Raw genomic sequence first — 15647 nt, 5'->3', positions numbered from 1 at the left:
CTCTGCACTGACTATACGTCCAGTTCTGCATCTGTAGCATGCTCATAGATAAATGCCTTCCTGGGAGGCACATCACTGCCCATCAGGATTTCTGTCACACTGGATGCAAGCCTTGCATCCTCGATCTCCACCCTCTTCATCCGTCTTGTTTCCGGATTCAGGGTGGTTTCCCACAGCTGCTGGGCATCCATTTCACCAAGACCTTTGTATCTTTGCAGGGTAAAGGTACCGGATTTGTGGGTACGTCTGTATTTTTCTAATGCCTTATCATCATACAGATATTCCTCTTCGCCTTTTTTTGGCATAACCTTATACAGAGGAGGCATGGCAATATACACATGTCCTTCATAGATCAGTTCCGGCATGAAACGGTAAAATAACGTAAGAAGCAAGGTTGAAATATGTGCTCCATCCACATCCGCATCTGCCATGATCACGATCTTATCATAGCGCAGCTTTGTAATATCAAAATCATTTCCGTAGCCTTCTGAAAAGCCACAGCCAAAAGCATTGATCATGGTCTTGATCTCTGCATTTGCCAGTACCTTGTCAATAGTGGCCTTCTCCACATTCAGAATCTTACCCCTGATTGGAAGGATAGCCTGATAATTCCTATCCCTGGCTGTTTTGGCAGAGCCGCCTGCAGAATCTCCCTCTACAATAAAGATCTCGCAAAGAGCAGGATCCTTTTTCTCACAGTTAGCCAGTTTCCCATTGGAATCAAAGGAATATTTCTGTTTTGTAAGAAGGTTGGTCTTTGCACGTTCTTCTGTTTTGCGGATCTTTGCAGCTTTTTCCGCACAGGAAAGTACAGTCTTTAAGGTTTCAAGATTTCTGTCAAAAAACAGTACCAGCTGTTCTCCCGTTACCTTGCCAGTAGCACGGGCAGCATCCTGATTATCCAGCTTAGTCTTGGTCTGTCCTTCAAATCTTGGCTCCGGATGCTTCACCGACACAACTGCAGTCATACCATTCCGGATATCTGCCCCTGTAAAATTCGGATCTTTTTCTTTTAATATGCCAATTTCCCTGGCATAAGTATTCATCACTGTTGTGAAAGTGGTCTTAAAACCAGTGAGATGAGTACCGCCTTCTGCATTATAAATGTTGTTGCAAAAGCCTAGCACATTCTCCCGGAATTCATTGGTAAACTGAAATGCCACTTCCACCTGGATCCCATCTGCTTCGCCCTTAAAATAAACTGGCTCATGCAGTGTTTCTGAATTCTGATTCAGATCCCGGATATAACCCACGATACCCTCTGGCTCATGATAGGTAATATCCTCAGTCGCGTCCCCTCTTTTGTCCTCAAAGCGGATGGTCAATTCCGGATTCAGATATGCTGTCTCATGAAGACGGCTTTTTACTTCTGTAGCAGAGAAACGGGTCTTTTCAAAAATCTCCGGATCTGGCAGGAAATTCACACAGGTGCCTGTTGTCTTTGTCCGGCCCAGCTTCGGCAGAAGACCGCCTTCCAGTGGTATCGTAGGGATTCCTCTTTCATAATGGTCATGATGGATATAGCCGTCACGGCTGATCTTGATATCCAGATATACAGATAATGCATTTACAACAGAAGAACCTACTCCATGAAGTCCGCCACTTGTCTTATATGCAGAATGGTCAAACTTACCGCCTGCATGAAGTGTAGTAAACACAAGACGTTCTGCGGACATTCCCTTTTCGTGCATATCCACCGGAATGCCTCGTCCATTGTCTGTAACTGTACAGGAGCCATCCTTTTCCAGAACCACATGGATCAGGCTGCAGTATCCTGCCAGGTGCTCATCTACTGCATTATCCACAATCTCGTAGATCAAATGGTTCAGACCCTTTCGCGATACACTTCCGATATACATTCCCGGCCGTTTACGGACCGCCTCCAATCCCTCCAGTACAGATATACTGCCTGCGTCATAGGTATCTTTTTTTGCCATGACTGTTTCAGATCCTTTCTTAACTGCCCAGTCCCATCTTTACTTCCATCGGCTGAACAGATATACTTGTTCTTTATTACGTTCAAACATTCGTTCTATATCATACCCCAGATCCTACGGTTTTTGCAAGCATGAAAATTTTTTTAAAAAAGTGCTTGCATTTTTCTGAAAGGTAGTATATACTAAGCAAGTCGGTTGACGCAAGGCCAGTTGGTCAAGGGGTTAAGACGCCGCCCTCTCACGGCGGAAACACGAGTTCGATTCTCGTACTGGCTGCTATATTTAACCGATATTCATAAGTTTTATTTATACATATGGCCAGTTGGTCAAGGGGTTAAGACGCCGCCCTCTCACGGCGGAAACACGAGTTCGATTCTCGTACTGGCTGCTTTAGAAGAACTGTTTTTACAGTTCTTTTTTTATGTAATCATAATATGGGGATGCCCTTTGACATCCCCCATATTATGATTATTCAATATCTTCTGCCGGTTCTGCCGGAATAAATACACGTCCATGATCTGTTTTCTGCTTTTTCACAGCTTTAGCCTTATCTTCCGCTTCCTGACAAAAAATCATCTGAGAATTCACTTTTGCTTTTCCACGTCGATTCATCTTTTCATAGGTTCCATCTGGCTGCAAGATATGCGCCTTTACATTGTCCTTAAACTCCACATCCAGGATATGCTTAATTTCTTTTTTAATTTCTTCATCCTCTACCGGGAATACGATCTCTACACGACGATCCAGGTTACGCGGCATCCAGTCTGCACTTCCCATAAAAATCTCTTCATTACCGCCATTATGGAAATAGAAAATACGGCTGTGTTCCAGGAAATCTCCTACAATGGATCTTACATGGATATTCTCGCTTACTCCTGGCACTCCCACCTTCAGGCAGCAGATTCCTCTTACCAGAAGGTAGATCTGTACTCCGCAGGCAGAGGCCCGATACAGAGCTGCAATGATCTTGCGATCACAAAGTGAATTCATCTTTGCCACAATAAAAGCCGGAATCCCCTTCTGTGCCATTTCCGCTTCCCTGTTGATAAGCTTCAAAAAACGATCCTTCATCCAGATCGGAGCTACAACCAGCCGGTTCCAGCTTTTTGGTTCTGAATATCCGGACAGCATATTAAATACAGCAGTTGCATCTTCCCCGTAACGTTCATCACAGGTAAAAATACCACAGTCCGTGTAAAGCTTTGCAGTAGAATCATTATAATTACCGGTAGCCAGATGCACATATCTGCGAATGCCTGTTTCTTCTCTACGCACCACAAGTGTGATCTTGCTGTGGGTTTTCAACCCTACCAGTCCATAAATAACATGGCAGCCTGCTTTTTCAAGCATTTTTGCCCATACAATATTATTCTCTTCATCAAACCTTGCCTTCAGCTCCACAAGTACAGATACCTGCTTGCCATTTTCTGCTGCCTGCGCAAGGGCTGCGATAATAGGGGAATTGCCGCTGACACGGTACAAAGTCTGCTTGATAGCCAGTACATCCGGATCCTTTGCAGCCTGGCGTACAAAATTAACTACAGGATCAAAGCTCATGTATGGATGATGAAGGAAAACATCTCCTTCACGGATCACCTGGAAAATATCTTTGTCGTTCTGGAAGGCTGGTACAGGAGCAGGCACATGCTTTTTCGCCTTGTACTCCTCATAGCCTTCCACACCGTAAACTTTCATCAGCATGGTAAGATCCAGCGGACCGTTAATATAAAAAATATCCTCATCCTTGATCTCAAACTCTGTTTTCAAGATATCCAGCAGTCTTTCATCTGTTTTTTCTTCTACTTCCATGCGAATCACTTCGCCCCACTGACGTTTCTTCAGCTGTTTCTGGATCTCAACCAGCAGATCCTCTGCTCCATCCTCATCAATGGTCAGGTCTGCATTACGCATGATCCTGTAAGGATGTGCACATACCACGTCATACCCCAGGAACAGCTCACCGATATTTTTCTCGATCACTTCTTCCAGAAGGATCACTGTTGTGTCGTTTTCTTTAACGGATGGGATCTGGATCACTCTCGGAAGCACGGATGGAACCTGCACAGTAGCAAATACAGTGGATTCTTTTCCTTTTTTCTTGTCCCTTTTGGAAATCAGTGCGCCAATATTTAATGTTTTATTCCGAATCAGCGGAAAGGGTCTGGAGGAATCCATAGCCATAGGAGTAAGCACAGGATATACATTATCTTCAAAATAGCGATCCACATACTCCTGTTGTTCCTGATTCAGATCCTCATGTCTTGCCATCAGATGAAATCCAGCCTTTTCCAGTGCCGGCAGAAGGGAACGGTTCAGAGTATTATACTGAACATTCACCAGTTCATGGGTCTGAGAGCTGATCTCCTTTAACTGTTCCTTTGGAGTCATTCCTGCAATATCTTTTTTCTCATAATCTGCATGTACCTGATCCTTCAAGGAAGCCACACGTACCATGTAAAACTCATCCAGATTTGAAGAAGTGATGCTTAAAAATTTCAGTCTTTCAAACAGAGGAAGGTTTTTGTCCCTGGTCTCGCTGAGCACCCGGTCATCAAACTTCAGCCAGCTTAATTCACGATTCACATAATATTCCGGTTTTTCAAAATTTTTTTTATCCATGATGCTCTCCTCTACATTTTTCTTTTACGTCTGAGAACCAGGCGCACACCAAAGACTTCTTCAAAGAACTGCACCTTATCCTTAAGCAGTCCAAGTTCCAGAGAAATATCCTGATCTGAATCCACTACCAGCTGCAGCTCTCTTTCTTTTAATACCGCCTTGATCCCTTTTACCTTCTGGTAATGGCTTCTGTCCATAGCATTGGCAAGCCTTAAGATCGCTGTCAGCTTTGCGATCAGCAGGTACTGGCTTCTGTCCAGTCCTGTTTCTTCATCCTTTAGCATTTCATAAGAAACAAAATCCGTAGTATTATACCGCACTGCATTGGCAATGATCTTTCTTTCTTCTGTGGAAAGTCCAATGATCTCTGTAGCCATAATGATCCTATACGAACATTCTGCCACATCTCCCATGCTGATATACTTTCCGCAATCGTGCAGCTGAGCTGCGATCTGCAAAAGCAGCCGCTGCCTTGCTTCCATCCCATGGATCTTACGGATACTGTCAAAAATAGCAAGTGCTACATCCGTCGTACCCTGGATGTGGCTTTTGCTGGTAGAATACCGCTTTGCAATATTCCTGGAAGCCACCAGGATATCATTTTCAAAATTATGGCCGCTTTTAATAAATTTCTTCTTTTCTCCGAAATCATAGGCGATCCCGTCCAGCAGTGAAACCCCTGGAAGCCACAAAGACTCTGCATGAAATGCATCCATAAAATTCTTAAGGACTACTAATGTAGGCACGATCAGGGACGCAGATTCCTGATCAATATCCATATCCTCAGCCAGTACCTGTGCAGACTTATGTACGATCTGCTCATACCTGGTCATAAATTCTTCTTTTGTAATAATATTATCCTGCCGTTCTTCCCTGAAAATGGTATCTGTAAGGAAATCTCCCATAAGTATCACATTTCTGATATCCCGTTCTTTCAGATAAAGCCGTTCAAAACCAACCAGGTCATTTCGGATAAATTCCTCCACCAACTGGTCATAATGATTGCAAGACTTTTCCAGTTCACGAAGCCTTTCACGGATACGCAGACTTCCGATCTTAAGATTCTGGGTAGTAACAAGTGCATCCTTATCAAACAGGGAAACCTGCAGGCTTCCACCGCCCACATCCAGAATCGCAGTGCCCTTCTGGATGATCTTTTTAAATCCCGTTTCAATGGCAGCAATGGACTTATATCCAAGGAAATGCTGTTCCGCATTACTAAGTACCTCTATACGTATCCCTGTTCGCCGGTATATCTGCTCGATCACGATCAGCGGATTTTTCAATTCACGGAATGCACTGGTAGCACAGGCTCTCCATTCTTCCACGCCGAACTCTGCCATGATCCGTTTGAAATCGATGAGCACTTCGCAGATGGAATCTACCATCTCCATGCTTAAGGTACCTGTAGAATATACCGTTTTTCCCGGTTCCAGCCGAAATCGAACATCATCCAGTTCCCGGAAACCGATCCTTTTTGACAGTTCAAATATCCTCATGCTTACTTCATATGAACCAATATCTATGGCTGCAAAAGTAGTAACTGCCATTCTTTGCTCCTTCCTGCCCCTGAGGGGACCCGTTCACTTTTATTTACCATGTCAGAGATCATCCCTGAAAGTGCCTTTGCTTTATTCATCCACAGGTTTGCCAAGCAGATAATCAATAAACTGCTGCGCAGTCCGCCCTGTAAGTCCTCCATGGGAAAGCTCCCATTTGTTGGCCTCCAGCATAAGCTGGTCTTCCGGCATATGCACCCCATTCCTTTCGGCCAGAACTCTTACAATATTCTGGAATGCCTTTTTGTCCGGAGCCCCGAAATAGATCCGTACCCCAAACCTGTATACAAGAGAAAGCTTCTCCTGTACGGTATCTGAGGAATGAAGATCGTCATCCGGTGCGATTTCCAGCTTATCCGTTGATTTCTCTTTTACAAGGTGACGGCGGTTGCTGGTTGCATAGATCAGGATATTATCCGGCTTCTTCTCAAGGCCTCCCTCGATCACTGCCTTCAGATATTTGTATTCAATCTCAAATTCCTCAAAAGAAAGATCATCCATATATAAAATAAATTTATAATTTCTATTCTTGATCTGGGCGATCACATCATTCAGATCCTGAAACTGGTGCTTGTACACCTCAATGATCCGAAGCCCCTCATCATAATATTTGTTCAGGATTCCTTTGATACTGGAAGATTTGCCGGTTCCTGCATCACCAAACAGAAGGCAGTTGTTGGCTTTTCTTCCTCTTACAAAGGCTTCTGTATTCTCGATCAGCTTCTGCTTAGGGATCTGGTAGCCTACCAGATCTTCAAGCTTCACATGGGCGATCCTTGTAATAGGTACGATCCTTGCCCCTTCCCCATCTACATGCTCAATACGGAAGGCCTTATGAAGCCCCAGCTTTCCAACACCAAAGTCCTTGTAAAACTGCACCATATCCTTCATAAACTCTTCTGTGGTTGCAGCTGCAGCAAGGGTCTTGCTCATATCACAGATTCGATCCCGGATCCTTTGATTAAACATTTTACTGTTGCCGTTAATATTCTCATAATCCTTAAGGCTTTGGCAGCAGGTAGTATGAAATACCCGGTCAAATACCTGAAGGTCAAAATCATACAGTTCTTTAAAAATCCGGAAATCATGAAGTGCCAGCTGATTGATGCTGCCCTCCACAGCACCCCTAATCTCACAGGCTGTGCTAAATGCATTTTCATGATTTACCAGAAGAAAAGTAAGGTAATTGTGCCAGAGATTTCCGGAAAAGCCATACATACCGGCCATTTCCACAAGACCGCCTACACTTTTATAAAAAATATCTTTTTCTTCCTCAAATTCCTTTTCTCCTGTCAGTTCATATCTATCTATCAAAAAGGTAATCTGTTTTAAGATCTCACCATGTTCAAAATCCCTGTAAAGGATACATTCCTCAATTCTTGCCATTTTTAAATCCCTCTTTTAATAATTTCCAAGTATACGCAGCATATTCGCTTCTGAACGAATCCCCATCAATGCATTTTTCACTGCGCTGTCCTGAAGGTTGCCGTCAAAATCCACAAAAAACCGGTACTGCCAGTTCTTGTCCGGAATCGGCCTAGATTCGATCTTAGTCATATTCAGCCCATTATATATAATATGAGAAAGCATATTGTACAGAGCACCGCTTTCATGCTCAGCTTCAAAGCAGATGCTGATCCTGGAAGCGTTCTTTACATACACCGGCTTTCTTCCAAGAATAATAAATCTGGTGGCATTCCCATCATTCTTACACACATTCTTGGCAAGCACCTTCAGTCCAAATAGCTCTCCCGCTTCACGGCTGGCAATAGCAGCCTGGGAAACCAACTGTTCTTCGCTGACTTTCTTTGCTGAAGCCGCTGTATTTCCAGCCTTCACCTGTTTCCAGCAAGGATGCTCATCTAAAAATGCCTTACACTGGGCAAGTCCCTGTGGGTGTGAATATACCGTCTGTATATCTTCAAGCTGTGCATTGGACAGTCCCAGAAGCACATGCTCCACCCGGATGATCTGCTCTCCTGCTATATAAAGCTGGTATTCCATCAGAAGATCATAAATATCTGCCACAATCCCTGCTGTGGAATTCTCGATAGGAAGGACTGCATAATCTGCTCTGCCCTCTGACACCTCTTCCATTGCATCCTTAAAGGTTTTCACATGGTAGCTCTTTATATTTTCTTTAAAGTAAGCACGCATTGCCCCGTAACTGTAGGCTCCCTCCACACCCTGAAACACTACAGTTACTCCTTCTCTTGGAAGCTCCTGGATCTGTTCAAAACCGCTGCTGCCTCCAATGCCATTCTGGGTAAGCAGCTGATACTGTCTCTTCCTGCTGATGGCCATGATCAGCTTAAACAGCTCTCCTGTACCCATTGCATTAAAGGAAGTATGTGCCTTTGCCTTTACTCCATCAATCTTTACCTTCTCCCGTTCCGGATCAAGTACCTGTTTGCCTGTCTGTATCTTATATCTAGCCACCTTTTCGCAGACTTCCATCCTTTCTTCAAAAAGGCGTACGATCTCATTGTCTATCCTGTCAATTTCATGACGATATTGTTGTAAATCAGTCATATTTTCTATCAATTTCCTCTTTCCGTTGTCTTATATTGCTTTACAGCCTCTGTAAGAACTCCGATAAAGGACAACGATCCAAATGCAAGGATCACATCCTTTGGTCCTGCTGCCTGAAAAGCCTGTGCTACTGCATCCCTAATATGATCACAGGCTGTTACATCCGGATGAAATTCCCTGGCCATATCCGCCAGTTCACCGGAGGGAAGTGCCCTCTCATTGTCCGGAGTCTGAATGGTAAACACTTGCTGTGCAAATGGAAGTGTTTTGGAAAGTACACTCCTGCAGTCCTTATCTCTGAACATGCCCATAATGTAGATCAGCTTCTGTCCTTCATTTTTCCTCATAAAGTAATGCCGAATGGTCTCTGCCATCATATCAGCGGCTCCCGGATTATGTGCCCCGTCCACGATCAACAGCGGATCCTTGTGGATCACTGTAAAACGGCCTTTCCAGCTAGCTTCCAGAAGTCCTTCCTTTCTCTCCTTCAGACTGGTAGGATAACCAAGCTCTTCCAAAAGTTCCAAAGCTTTTAATGCAAGCACACTGTTTTCTTTCTGATAAACTCCTGCCAGGGAAATCCTGTATTCCTCTCCCTTCAGCCAGAAGCTTTGTCCCCAGATCCCTTCTTCCGTGATCTGCGCCTCACTGCTGTCTGCATACACAAAAGGAATCTCCATCTTTTTACATCTTTCCTTAAGTGCTGCCTCTGCCTCCGGTTTTTGTTTCACGGTGATCATAGGGCATCCTTTTTTGATGATCCCAGCTTTTTTCTCTGCGATTTCCCCCAGGGTGCTGCCAAGAAAACCCATGTGATCCATGCTGATGGAAACAATTATGGACAGTACCGGCTGTTTAATGATGTTGGTCGCATCCAGATCGCCGCCCATTCCTACTTCTAGCAGTACAATATCACAGTTTTCTTTTTTAAAATATAAAAAAGCGGCAGCGGTTTCAATTTCAAAAGGGGTTGGATGAGGCAGGCCTTCCCTGGTCATTTCCCGGATCACTTCCGAAATCTCAGTCACACACTCCGCAAATTCTTCACAGGTAATTCTCTCCCCACAGATCTCAAGACGCTCACGATAAGAATAAAGGGTTGGGGAAACATAGCGTCCTACACGATATCCTGCCTTTCCAAGGACAGAATACAGATATGCAATAACAGATCCTTTGCCGTTGGTACCAGCCACATGGATAACCTTCAGGCTGTCCTGGGGATTACCAAGACGTTTCATCATCTCATACATATTATCAAGGCCGAGAACACTTCCATATCTCTCTGCATCCTTAATATATGCACGGCTTTCACCATAGTCCATCTCTACTGCTCCTCTAATGTATTATAAAAGTCCCGGACAGCAGCCACGCCTGTATAAGCAGGTGCATGGATATTGGACGGGTCAGATTTTCATATTATTATATCCTACACGTATTAATTTTTCAAGGCAGGCAATACTAGTTTCATGTAAAATAATTGTAAAATAGGTGTCAGATCATATGAAAAAAAATTTTATTCTTTGCGGGCTTACAGGCTGGTGCCTGGAAATTTTCTGGACAGGCCTTCATGCATTTTTACAAGGTGAAACCACTATGATAGGAAAAACCTCCCTGCTGATGTTTCCTATTTATGGCTGTGCCTCTGTAATCCCAATTGTCTATCAAAGGATCTCCCGCATCCCAACAGCCTGCAGAGGTCTTGTATATACAGCAGGGATTTTCTTTACAGAGTTTACCAGCGGCAGCATTCTGAAGCATTTTCATATGTGCCCCTGGAATTACAATGATGCTCCTCTTCAGTACAAAGGACTGATCCGTCTGGATTATGCCCCATTATGGTTTATCACAGGTCTTCTCTTTGAAAAAATACTTACAAAACCATCTTGAAAAAATCATCTAAGTATTATATTATAAACCGAAAGGATTTTAGAAAAAAACCTGTTACAAATCACGATCATACATGGAGGTATGAAATGAGACATTTAATGAGTCCGCTGGATCTGTCCACCGAAGAACTTGAAAAAATTCTGGATCTGGCCAGCGATATTGAGAAGGATCCTAAGAAATATGCACATCTGTGTGATGACAAGCGTCTTGCCACTCTTTTTTATGAGCCAAGCACACGTACACGATTAAGCTTTGAAGCAGCCATGATGAATCTTGGCGGCAAGGTTCTTGGTTTCTCATCTGCTGATTCCAGTTCCGCATCCAAGGGAGAAAGTGTTGCTGATACTATCAGGGTTGTTTCCTGTTATGCAGATATTTGTGCGATGCGCCATCCTAAAGAGGGAGCTCCTCTTGTTGCTTCTCTTGCATCTAACATTCCTGTGATCAACGCCGGTGATGGCGGTCATCAGCATCCCACTCAGACATTAACTGACCTGCTTACCATTCGTTCCCTTCATGGACGTCTTGACAACCTTACCATCGGTCTGTGCGGGGATCTGAAATTCGGACGTACTGTACACTCTCTTATTGAAGCACTGGTACGTTACAAAAACGTCAGATTTATCCTGATCTCCCCAGAAGAGCTGCGGATCCCCAGCTATATCCGCGAAGATGTTCTGAAGCGAAATAACATTGAGTTCCAGGAGGTAGAACGTCTGGAGGAAGCTATTCCTGCACTGGATATCCTGTACATGACCCGTGTGCAGAAGGAGCGTTTCTTCAACGAAGAAGATTATGTACGCATGAAAGACTTTTATATTCTGGACAAGGCAAAGCTGGAGCTTGCCAAAGAAGACATGTACATACTTCATCCTCTTCCACGAGTAAATGAGATCGCAGTGGAGGTTGACTCCGATCCAAGAGCAGCTTATTTCAAACAGGTCCAGTACGGCGTTTATGTCCGCATGGCTCTGATTCTCACATTACTGGAGGTAGAATTACCATGTTAAATGTAGGTGCACTTCGTGAAGGTTACGTATTAGACCATATCAAAGCAGGAAAGGCAATGACCATCTACCATGACCTGAAGCTTGACAAGCTTGACTGTACAGTAGCGATTATCAAGAATGCCCGCAGTAACAAAATGGGCAAAAAGGACATCATCAAGGTTGAATGCCCTATCGAGAAGCTTGACCTTGATATTCTTGGTTTTATTGACCACAATATTACAGTTAATATCATTAAAGATGAGAAGATTGTTCAGAAAAAAGAGCTTCGTCTTCCAAAGCAGGTAGTAAATGTAATCCGCTGTAAGAATCCCCGCTGCATTACTTCTATCGAGCAGGGGCTTGACCAGGTATTTGTACTGGCTGATGAAAAAAAAGAGGTCTACCGCTGCAAATACTGTGAAGAGAAATATTCCGGACACAGAAATAAATAAGATGATCTCCATAAAACAAAACTACAGCCTCGGGTCCATGGATCCGGGGCTGCTGCTATTTATAAAAAATAATTTGTTATTTTACTGCGTAAGTAAACCTATAAGCCGGGTTATGTCTTGGGTAATCATCTATCTAGGCCATCCGTTACCGAATGGCTCAAGCGGCCCACCTGAAAGCACGACGGGCAGCCGTATCGCTTTCTTCTCGGCCTTGCTTCAAATGGAGTTTACATGTGCCCGTCCTGTTACCAGGCCGGCGGTAGTCTCTTACACTGCCTTTCCACCCTTACCGGAAAACCGGCGGTTTATTTCTGTTGCACTGGTCTGGGAGTTGCCTCCACCGGACGTTATCCGGCATCCTGCCCTGTGAAGCCCGGACTTTCCTCGTCTGAACCCTTTCGTCTGTCCAGCCGCGATTACCTGGTCTGCTTACGCAAATGCTATTCTAGCATGGTTTTTTCTGTGTGTAAAGCACAAAATCACTTACACATTAAAACAGCTGCCGCCAACAAACTCCCTGAGTATGGAATTGTTGGGGATTTCTTCACTGGGCACTGCCACAAAATAGTCCAGGAACTTCAACAAACGGTTGGCTTCCAAGTACTCCGGCTCCCCTTTCTTAATGCCAAATAGAAGAGGCTCTGCATAAACTTTCAGACATGCCAGTTCATAGATCAGAGCAGAGTTAAACATAACATCCGCCCCTTCCTGGAACGGAAAAATATTCTGCTCCTCTCCTCTTCGCACAGAGGGCCATCTGGCAATGGTCTCCTTTGCAGAAGTACCTCGGGTTCTTGCATCTCGAACGATCCTTCGGATCAGACGTCCGTCAGTGGTGGCGATCCGATTGTGCTCATCCACATTCAACTGAGTCAGTGCACTGATATAGATCTTAAACTTGCTTTCTGATGGAAGTGCATAGCTTAACCTGTCATTTAATCCATGAATCCCCTCAATCACCAGAATATCCCCTTTCCCCAGCTGCAGATAGTCCCCTTTATACTCTCTCTGCCCTGTTTTGAAATTGAATACAGGCATTTCTACCCGTTTTCCTGCAAGCAATGCAAGCATATCTTTGTTAAACTGCTCTACATCAAGGGCTTCCAGACATTCATAATTCTTTTCCCCGTATTCATCTACAGGAGTATCCTCTCTGTTTACAAAATAATTATCTACAGCAATGGGATGAGGATTCAGCCCATGTGCAGAAAGCTGTATGGAAAGCCTGTGGGAAAAGGTGGTCTTGCCGGAAGAAGAAGGTCCGGCGATCATTACAAACTTCTTATCTCCGGAAGCGGCGATCTGCCTGGCGATCTCAGAAATCTTAGACTCCTGCAGCGCCTCCTGGATCAAAAGGATCTGACGCAGACCTTTAACAACAATCTGGTCATTCAGTTCCCCAACAGTGGAAATATCCAGCCGGTCTCCCCATTCCTCGGAAATCTTCTGCACCTGAAAAAGCTTATCTTTAGGTACAAACTCTGGGATCTGATCTGGAGCCTGTGCTTCCGGAAGCATAAGAACGATGCCATCCTTATATAAAACCAGGTCAAAATACTGTATATATCCGGTATTGCATGCCATAAAACCGTAATAATAATCTTCAAAATTTTCAATACTGTAGATATTCACCTTGGATACACGACGATATCGGAACAATTTTTCTTTATCATACATGCCATGTTTGTGAAATAATTCAATGGCCTCATCTGTCCCAACGCTTCTTTTCATGATCGGGATCTTTGCATCAACAAGCTGATGCATCCGTGCTTTTACCTGATCCAGAAACTGCTGATCCACCTGCTGCTTGCCGGAAATGGTAAAATAATAGCCTGCTCCAATGGAATAATGAAGCACTGCCTTTTCTATATTATTTTTGCCGGCCACATCATAAACTGCTTTCAGAAAGATCATACAGGCACTGCGCCTGTATGCATGGTTCCCGATATTTTCTCTGGTTGTGACAAAGCGCAGGGTGCAGTCCCTGTTTACTTTTTTGTGAAGCTCTTTCAGTTTTCCATTTGAAACTACAAGGATCACCGGTGCTTTCTCATCTGCCGGGTATTCTTTAACAATATCCATATAGGAAATTCCCTTTGGATATTCCTTTACGGTTTCGTTTATGGTTACTTTTACTGTTTCCATGTATAGCACCTCCATTTCTATGGCATGCTGATGGTATCACATATCTGCCATCAGGGTATAGGGACACTGAACCTTTGCACATGTTACCTTCAGCCCGTCAAATACTTCCTGTATTCTTTTTTTCATGGCATCCATGAAAATGTACTCTGTACCATAATGACCTGCATCGATCACTGCCAAACCAGCCTGCAATGCATCAATCCCTGAATGATGATCAATATCTCCAGTCACATACACATCTGCTCCTGCTGCCAGTGCATCCGAAATCATGCTTTTTCCGGATCCTGTGCAAACAGCAGCCCTCTTTACAGGCATGTTTAGATCTCCGTACACTCTCACATCCTTCAGCTTTAAAGATGTTTTGATAAAACCTGCGTATTCTCCAAGGCTCATCTCTTTTGGAAGATTGCCTGCTCTTCCAAATCCCTGTGTTCCATCCAAGCCGTCCTCTGTCACAGACAAAACGCTGGTCTGTGAAATACCAATATATTCTGCACTTAGATCTGCCATTCCAAGAATATCATAATTGGTATGCATAGCATAATAAGGAATATTCTCCTGGATCAGCCTGATCACCTTTCTGCCTGTAAAATCATGGGTATTGATCTTTTTCAGGCCTGAAAAGATCATAGGATGATGAGTAATGATCATATCTGCACCGCAGGAAACAGCTTCCTCCAGCACGCGATCTGTAAGATCCAGTGCAAGAAAAATATGCGAAATTTCTTTCTGGTCATCTCCCACCAAAAGTCCTACATTATCCCAGTCCTCTGCTGCCGAAGAAGGAAACTCCTTCTCCAGCCAGTCCGTCAGTTCACTTGCTTTCATATCTTGTAAGCGCAGCCATTAAAAGCTGCTTTTCCTCCTCTACCTCTGCTTTTCGCTCCCTGGCGCCTTCTCCTGCATCCACCAGCTTCTCCAGGATCTTCTTACGGATCCCAAGCTCTCTTTGCAAATATAACTTAAGCACCGGATGCCTGGCTTCTAAAAGAAATTTACCAAAGGCCTCTTCTTCCTTTGTCCAAGGAACACATCCTTCTATGCTCCTGGTCACACGCATCATAGGATAAAATTTGCCATCCTCAAGGATCAGCTCCTCTTCCCGGATCTCCCAGCCCTGTTCCCGGATAAAATGCCGGAAATGGCACACATCCGACTGAGGCTGCAAGATCAGCTCCTGGAAGGAATCAAGCACCTGTTTTCCTTCTGTCAGGATCCGTTCCATCAAAGGACCTCCCATCCCTGCGATCACCAAGGTATCTCCCTCTCCGGCCTTTAGTGCAGACAAGCCATCAGAAAGACGAAGTTCTATGTAATCTGAAACCCCGTACTGCTGCACATGCTCCTTTGCCCGAAGCAACGGGCCTTTTCTCACATCCATGGCGATCGCAGAAGGGATCTTTTTATTCAAAACCAGGTACACCGGCAGATATCCATGATCACATCCCACATCTACCAGCCGGTTGCCGCCATGCACCATTTTACTGATGGCAGCCAAACGTAAAGACAACTGCATACGCTTCTCCT

At 44.3% G+C, this 15647-nt stretch carries 12 protein-coding genes, 2 tRNA genes and 1 other RNA gene; 5 read left to right on the top strand and 10 right to left on the bottom strand.

Translation table 11 applies throughout. The features are described 5' to 3' along the window. Window positions 1–11 precede the first annotated feature (11 nt). A complete protein-coding gene (locus G5B11_RS04605; protein ID WP_158422053.1) occupies window positions 12–1937 on the bottom strand; it encodes a DNA gyrase/topoisomerase IV subunit B in 1926 nt (641 codons plus the stop codon). A 204-nt stretch (window positions 1938–2141) separates the two neighbouring features. On the opposite strand from G5B11_RS04605, the gene G5B11_RS04600 reads away from it, so the two are divergent. Together G5B11_RS04600 and G5B11_RS04595 are read left to right on the top strand one after the other, a co-directional pair. Then, window positions 2142–2213 (top strand) — tRNA-Glu (locus tag G5B11_RS04600). Between the two features lie 40 nt (window positions 2214–2253). Next, a tRNA-Glu gene (locus G5B11_RS04595) sits at window positions 2254–2325 on the top strand. 80 nt (window positions 2326–2405) lie between these two features. Here the strand turns inward: G5B11_RS04595 and G5B11_RS04590 are convergent. The 5 genes from G5B11_RS04590 to G5B11_RS04570 all read right to left on the bottom strand — a co-directional run bounded on the left by G5B11_RS04590 (window position 2406) and on the right by G5B11_RS04570 (window position 9969). Beyond that, on the bottom strand, window positions 2406–4556 hold the full coding sequence (locus G5B11_RS04590; protein WP_173727044.1) for an RNA degradosome polyphosphate kinase: 2151 nt from the start codon (window positions 4554–4556) through the stop codon (window positions 2406–2408). An 11-nt stretch (window positions 4557–4567) separates the two neighbouring features. Then, complete coding sequence (locus tag G5B11_RS04585) at window positions 4568–6106, bottom strand: Ppx/GppA phosphatase family protein (protein ID WP_158420205.1); 1539 nt, start codon at window positions 6104–6106, stop codon at window positions 4568–4570. Between the two features lie 81 nt (window positions 6107–6187). Further along, window positions 6188–7501, bottom strand: coding sequence for an ATP-binding protein (locus G5B11_RS04580; protein WP_173727043.1), 1314 nt, complete (start codon window positions 7499–7501; stop codon window positions 6188–6190). 15 nt (window positions 7502–7516) lie between these two features. Next, window positions 7517–8647 carry a prephenate dehydratase gene (gene pheA / locus G5B11_RS04575; RefSeq protein ID WP_173727042.1) on the bottom strand — a complete coding sequence of 377 codons (1131 nt, stop codon included), beginning with the start codon at window positions 8645–8647 and terminating at the stop codon, window positions 7517–7519. Between the two features lie 8 nt (window positions 8648–8655). Further along, window positions 8656–9969 (bottom strand): bifunctional folylpolyglutamate synthase/dihydrofolate synthase, encoded by a 1314-nt coding sequence (locus tag G5B11_RS04570; protein WP_173727041.1) that lies wholly within the window; start codon window positions 9967–9969, stop codon window positions 8656–8658. 178 nt (window positions 9970–10147) lie between these two features. Between G5B11_RS04570 and G5B11_RS04565 the strand changes: the two genes are divergently transcribed. The 3 genes from G5B11_RS04565 to G5B11_RS04555 all read left to right on the top strand — a co-directional run bounded on the left by G5B11_RS04565 (window position 10148) and on the right by G5B11_RS04555 (window position 11975). Continuing rightward, window positions 10148–10534 carry a putative ABC transporter permease gene (locus G5B11_RS04565; protein ID WP_158420201.1) on the top strand — a complete coding sequence of 129 codons (387 nt, stop codon included), beginning with the start codon at window positions 10148–10150 and terminating at the stop codon, window positions 10532–10534. 86 nt (window positions 10535–10620) lie between these two features. After that, window positions 10621–11544 carry an aspartate carbamoyltransferase gene (gene pyrB / locus G5B11_RS04560; RefSeq protein WP_158420200.1) on the top strand — a complete coding sequence of 308 codons (924 nt, stop codon included), beginning with the start codon at window positions 10621–10623 and terminating at the stop codon, window positions 11542–11544. Then, window positions 11538–11975, top strand: coding sequence for an aspartate carbamoyltransferase regulatory subunit (locus G5B11_RS04555; protein ID WP_173727040.1), 438 nt, complete (start codon window positions 11538–11540; stop codon window positions 11973–11975). Before pyrB ends, G5B11_RS04555 begins: the two co-directional genes overlap by 7 nt. Window positions 11976–12060: 85 nt before the next feature. On the opposite strand, the gene rnpB is transcribed toward G5B11_RS04555, so the two are convergent. The 4 genes from rnpB to G5B11_RS04535 form a co-directional block, all read right to left on the bottom strand. Beyond that, window positions 12061–12407, bottom strand: an RNA gene (gene rnpB, locus G5B11_RS04550) — RNase P RNA component class A. A 51-nt stretch (window positions 12408–12458) separates the two neighbouring features. Continuing rightward, window positions 12459–14120: a nucleoside kinase gene (locus G5B11_RS04545; RefSeq protein WP_173727039.1), complete on the bottom strand. Its 1662-nt coding sequence runs from the start codon at window positions 14118–14120 to the stop codon at window positions 12459–12461. A gap of 36 nt (window positions 14121–14156) precedes the next feature. Continuing rightward, on the bottom strand, window positions 14157–14948 hold the full coding sequence (locus G5B11_RS04540; RefSeq protein ID WP_173727038.1) for a Nif3-like dinuclear metal center hexameric protein: 792 nt from the start codon (window positions 14946–14948) through the stop codon (window positions 14157–14159). Then, window positions 14935–15636, bottom strand: coding sequence for a tRNA (adenine(22)-N(1))-methyltransferase (locus G5B11_RS04535; protein WP_173727037.1), 702 nt, complete (start codon window positions 15634–15636; stop codon window positions 14935–14937). Before G5B11_RS04535 ends, G5B11_RS04540 begins: the two co-directional genes overlap by 14 nt. Window positions 15637–15647 lie beyond the last annotated feature (11 nt).

This window comes from Blautia glucerasea, from assembly GCF_013304385.1.
GTDB classification, from domain to species: Bacteria; Bacillota; Clostridia; order Lachnospirales; family Lachnospiraceae; genus Blautia_A; species Blautia_A ammoniilytica.
Note: the sequence above shows the minus strand (reverse complement) of the source record. Positions and strands in the feature narration are given on the sequence as shown.

What these genes read in the sequence shown, in the direction of transcription:
- G5B11_RS04605 (WP_158422053.1), bottom strand. Translation starts at nt 1,937, where the DNA reads ATGGCAAAAAAAGATACCTATGACGCAGGCAGTATATCTGTACTGGAG.
- G5B11_RS04590 (WP_173727044.1), bottom strand. Translation starts at nt 4,556, where the DNA reads ATGGATAAAAAAAATTTTGAAAAACCGGAATATTATGTGAATCGTGAA.
- G5B11_RS04585 (WP_158420205.1), bottom strand. Translation starts at nt 6,106, where the DNA reads ATGGCAGTTACTACTTTTGCAGCCATAGATATTGGTTCATATGAAGTA.
- G5B11_RS04580 (WP_173727043.1), bottom strand. Translation starts at nt 7,501, where the DNA reads ATGGCAAGAATTGAGGAATGTATCCTTTACAGGGATTTTGAACATGGT.
- pheA (WP_173727042.1), bottom strand. Translation starts at nt 8,647, where the DNA reads ATGACTGATTTACAACAATATCGTCATGAAATTGACAGGATAGACAAT.
- G5B11_RS04570 (WP_173727041.1), bottom strand. Translation starts at nt 9,969, where the DNA reads ATGGACTATGGTGAAAGCCGTGCATATATTAAGGATGCAGAGAGATAT.
- G5B11_RS04565 (WP_158420201.1), top strand. Translation starts at nt 10,148, where the DNA reads ATGAAAAAAAATTTTATTCTTTGCGGGCTTACAGGCTGGTGCCTGGAA.
- pyrB (WP_158420200.1), top strand. Translation starts at nt 10,621, where the DNA reads ATGAGACATTTAATGAGTCCGCTGGATCTGTCCACCGAAGAACTTGAA.
- G5B11_RS04555 (WP_173727040.1), top strand. Translation starts at nt 11,538, where the DNA reads ATGTTAAATGTAGGTGCACTTCGTGAAGGTTACGTATTAGACCATATC.
- G5B11_RS04545 (WP_173727039.1), bottom strand. Translation starts at nt 14,120, where the DNA reads ATGGAAACAGTAAAAGTAACCATAAACGAAACCGTAAAGGAATATCCA.
- G5B11_RS04540 (WP_173727038.1), bottom strand. Translation starts at nt 14,948, where the DNA reads ATGAAAGCAAGTGAACTGACGGACTGGCTGGAGAAGGAGTTTCCTTCT.
- G5B11_RS04535 (WP_173727037.1), bottom strand. Translation starts at nt 15,636, where the DNA reads ATGCAGTTGTCTTTACGTTTGGCTGCCATCAGTAAAATGGTGCATGGC.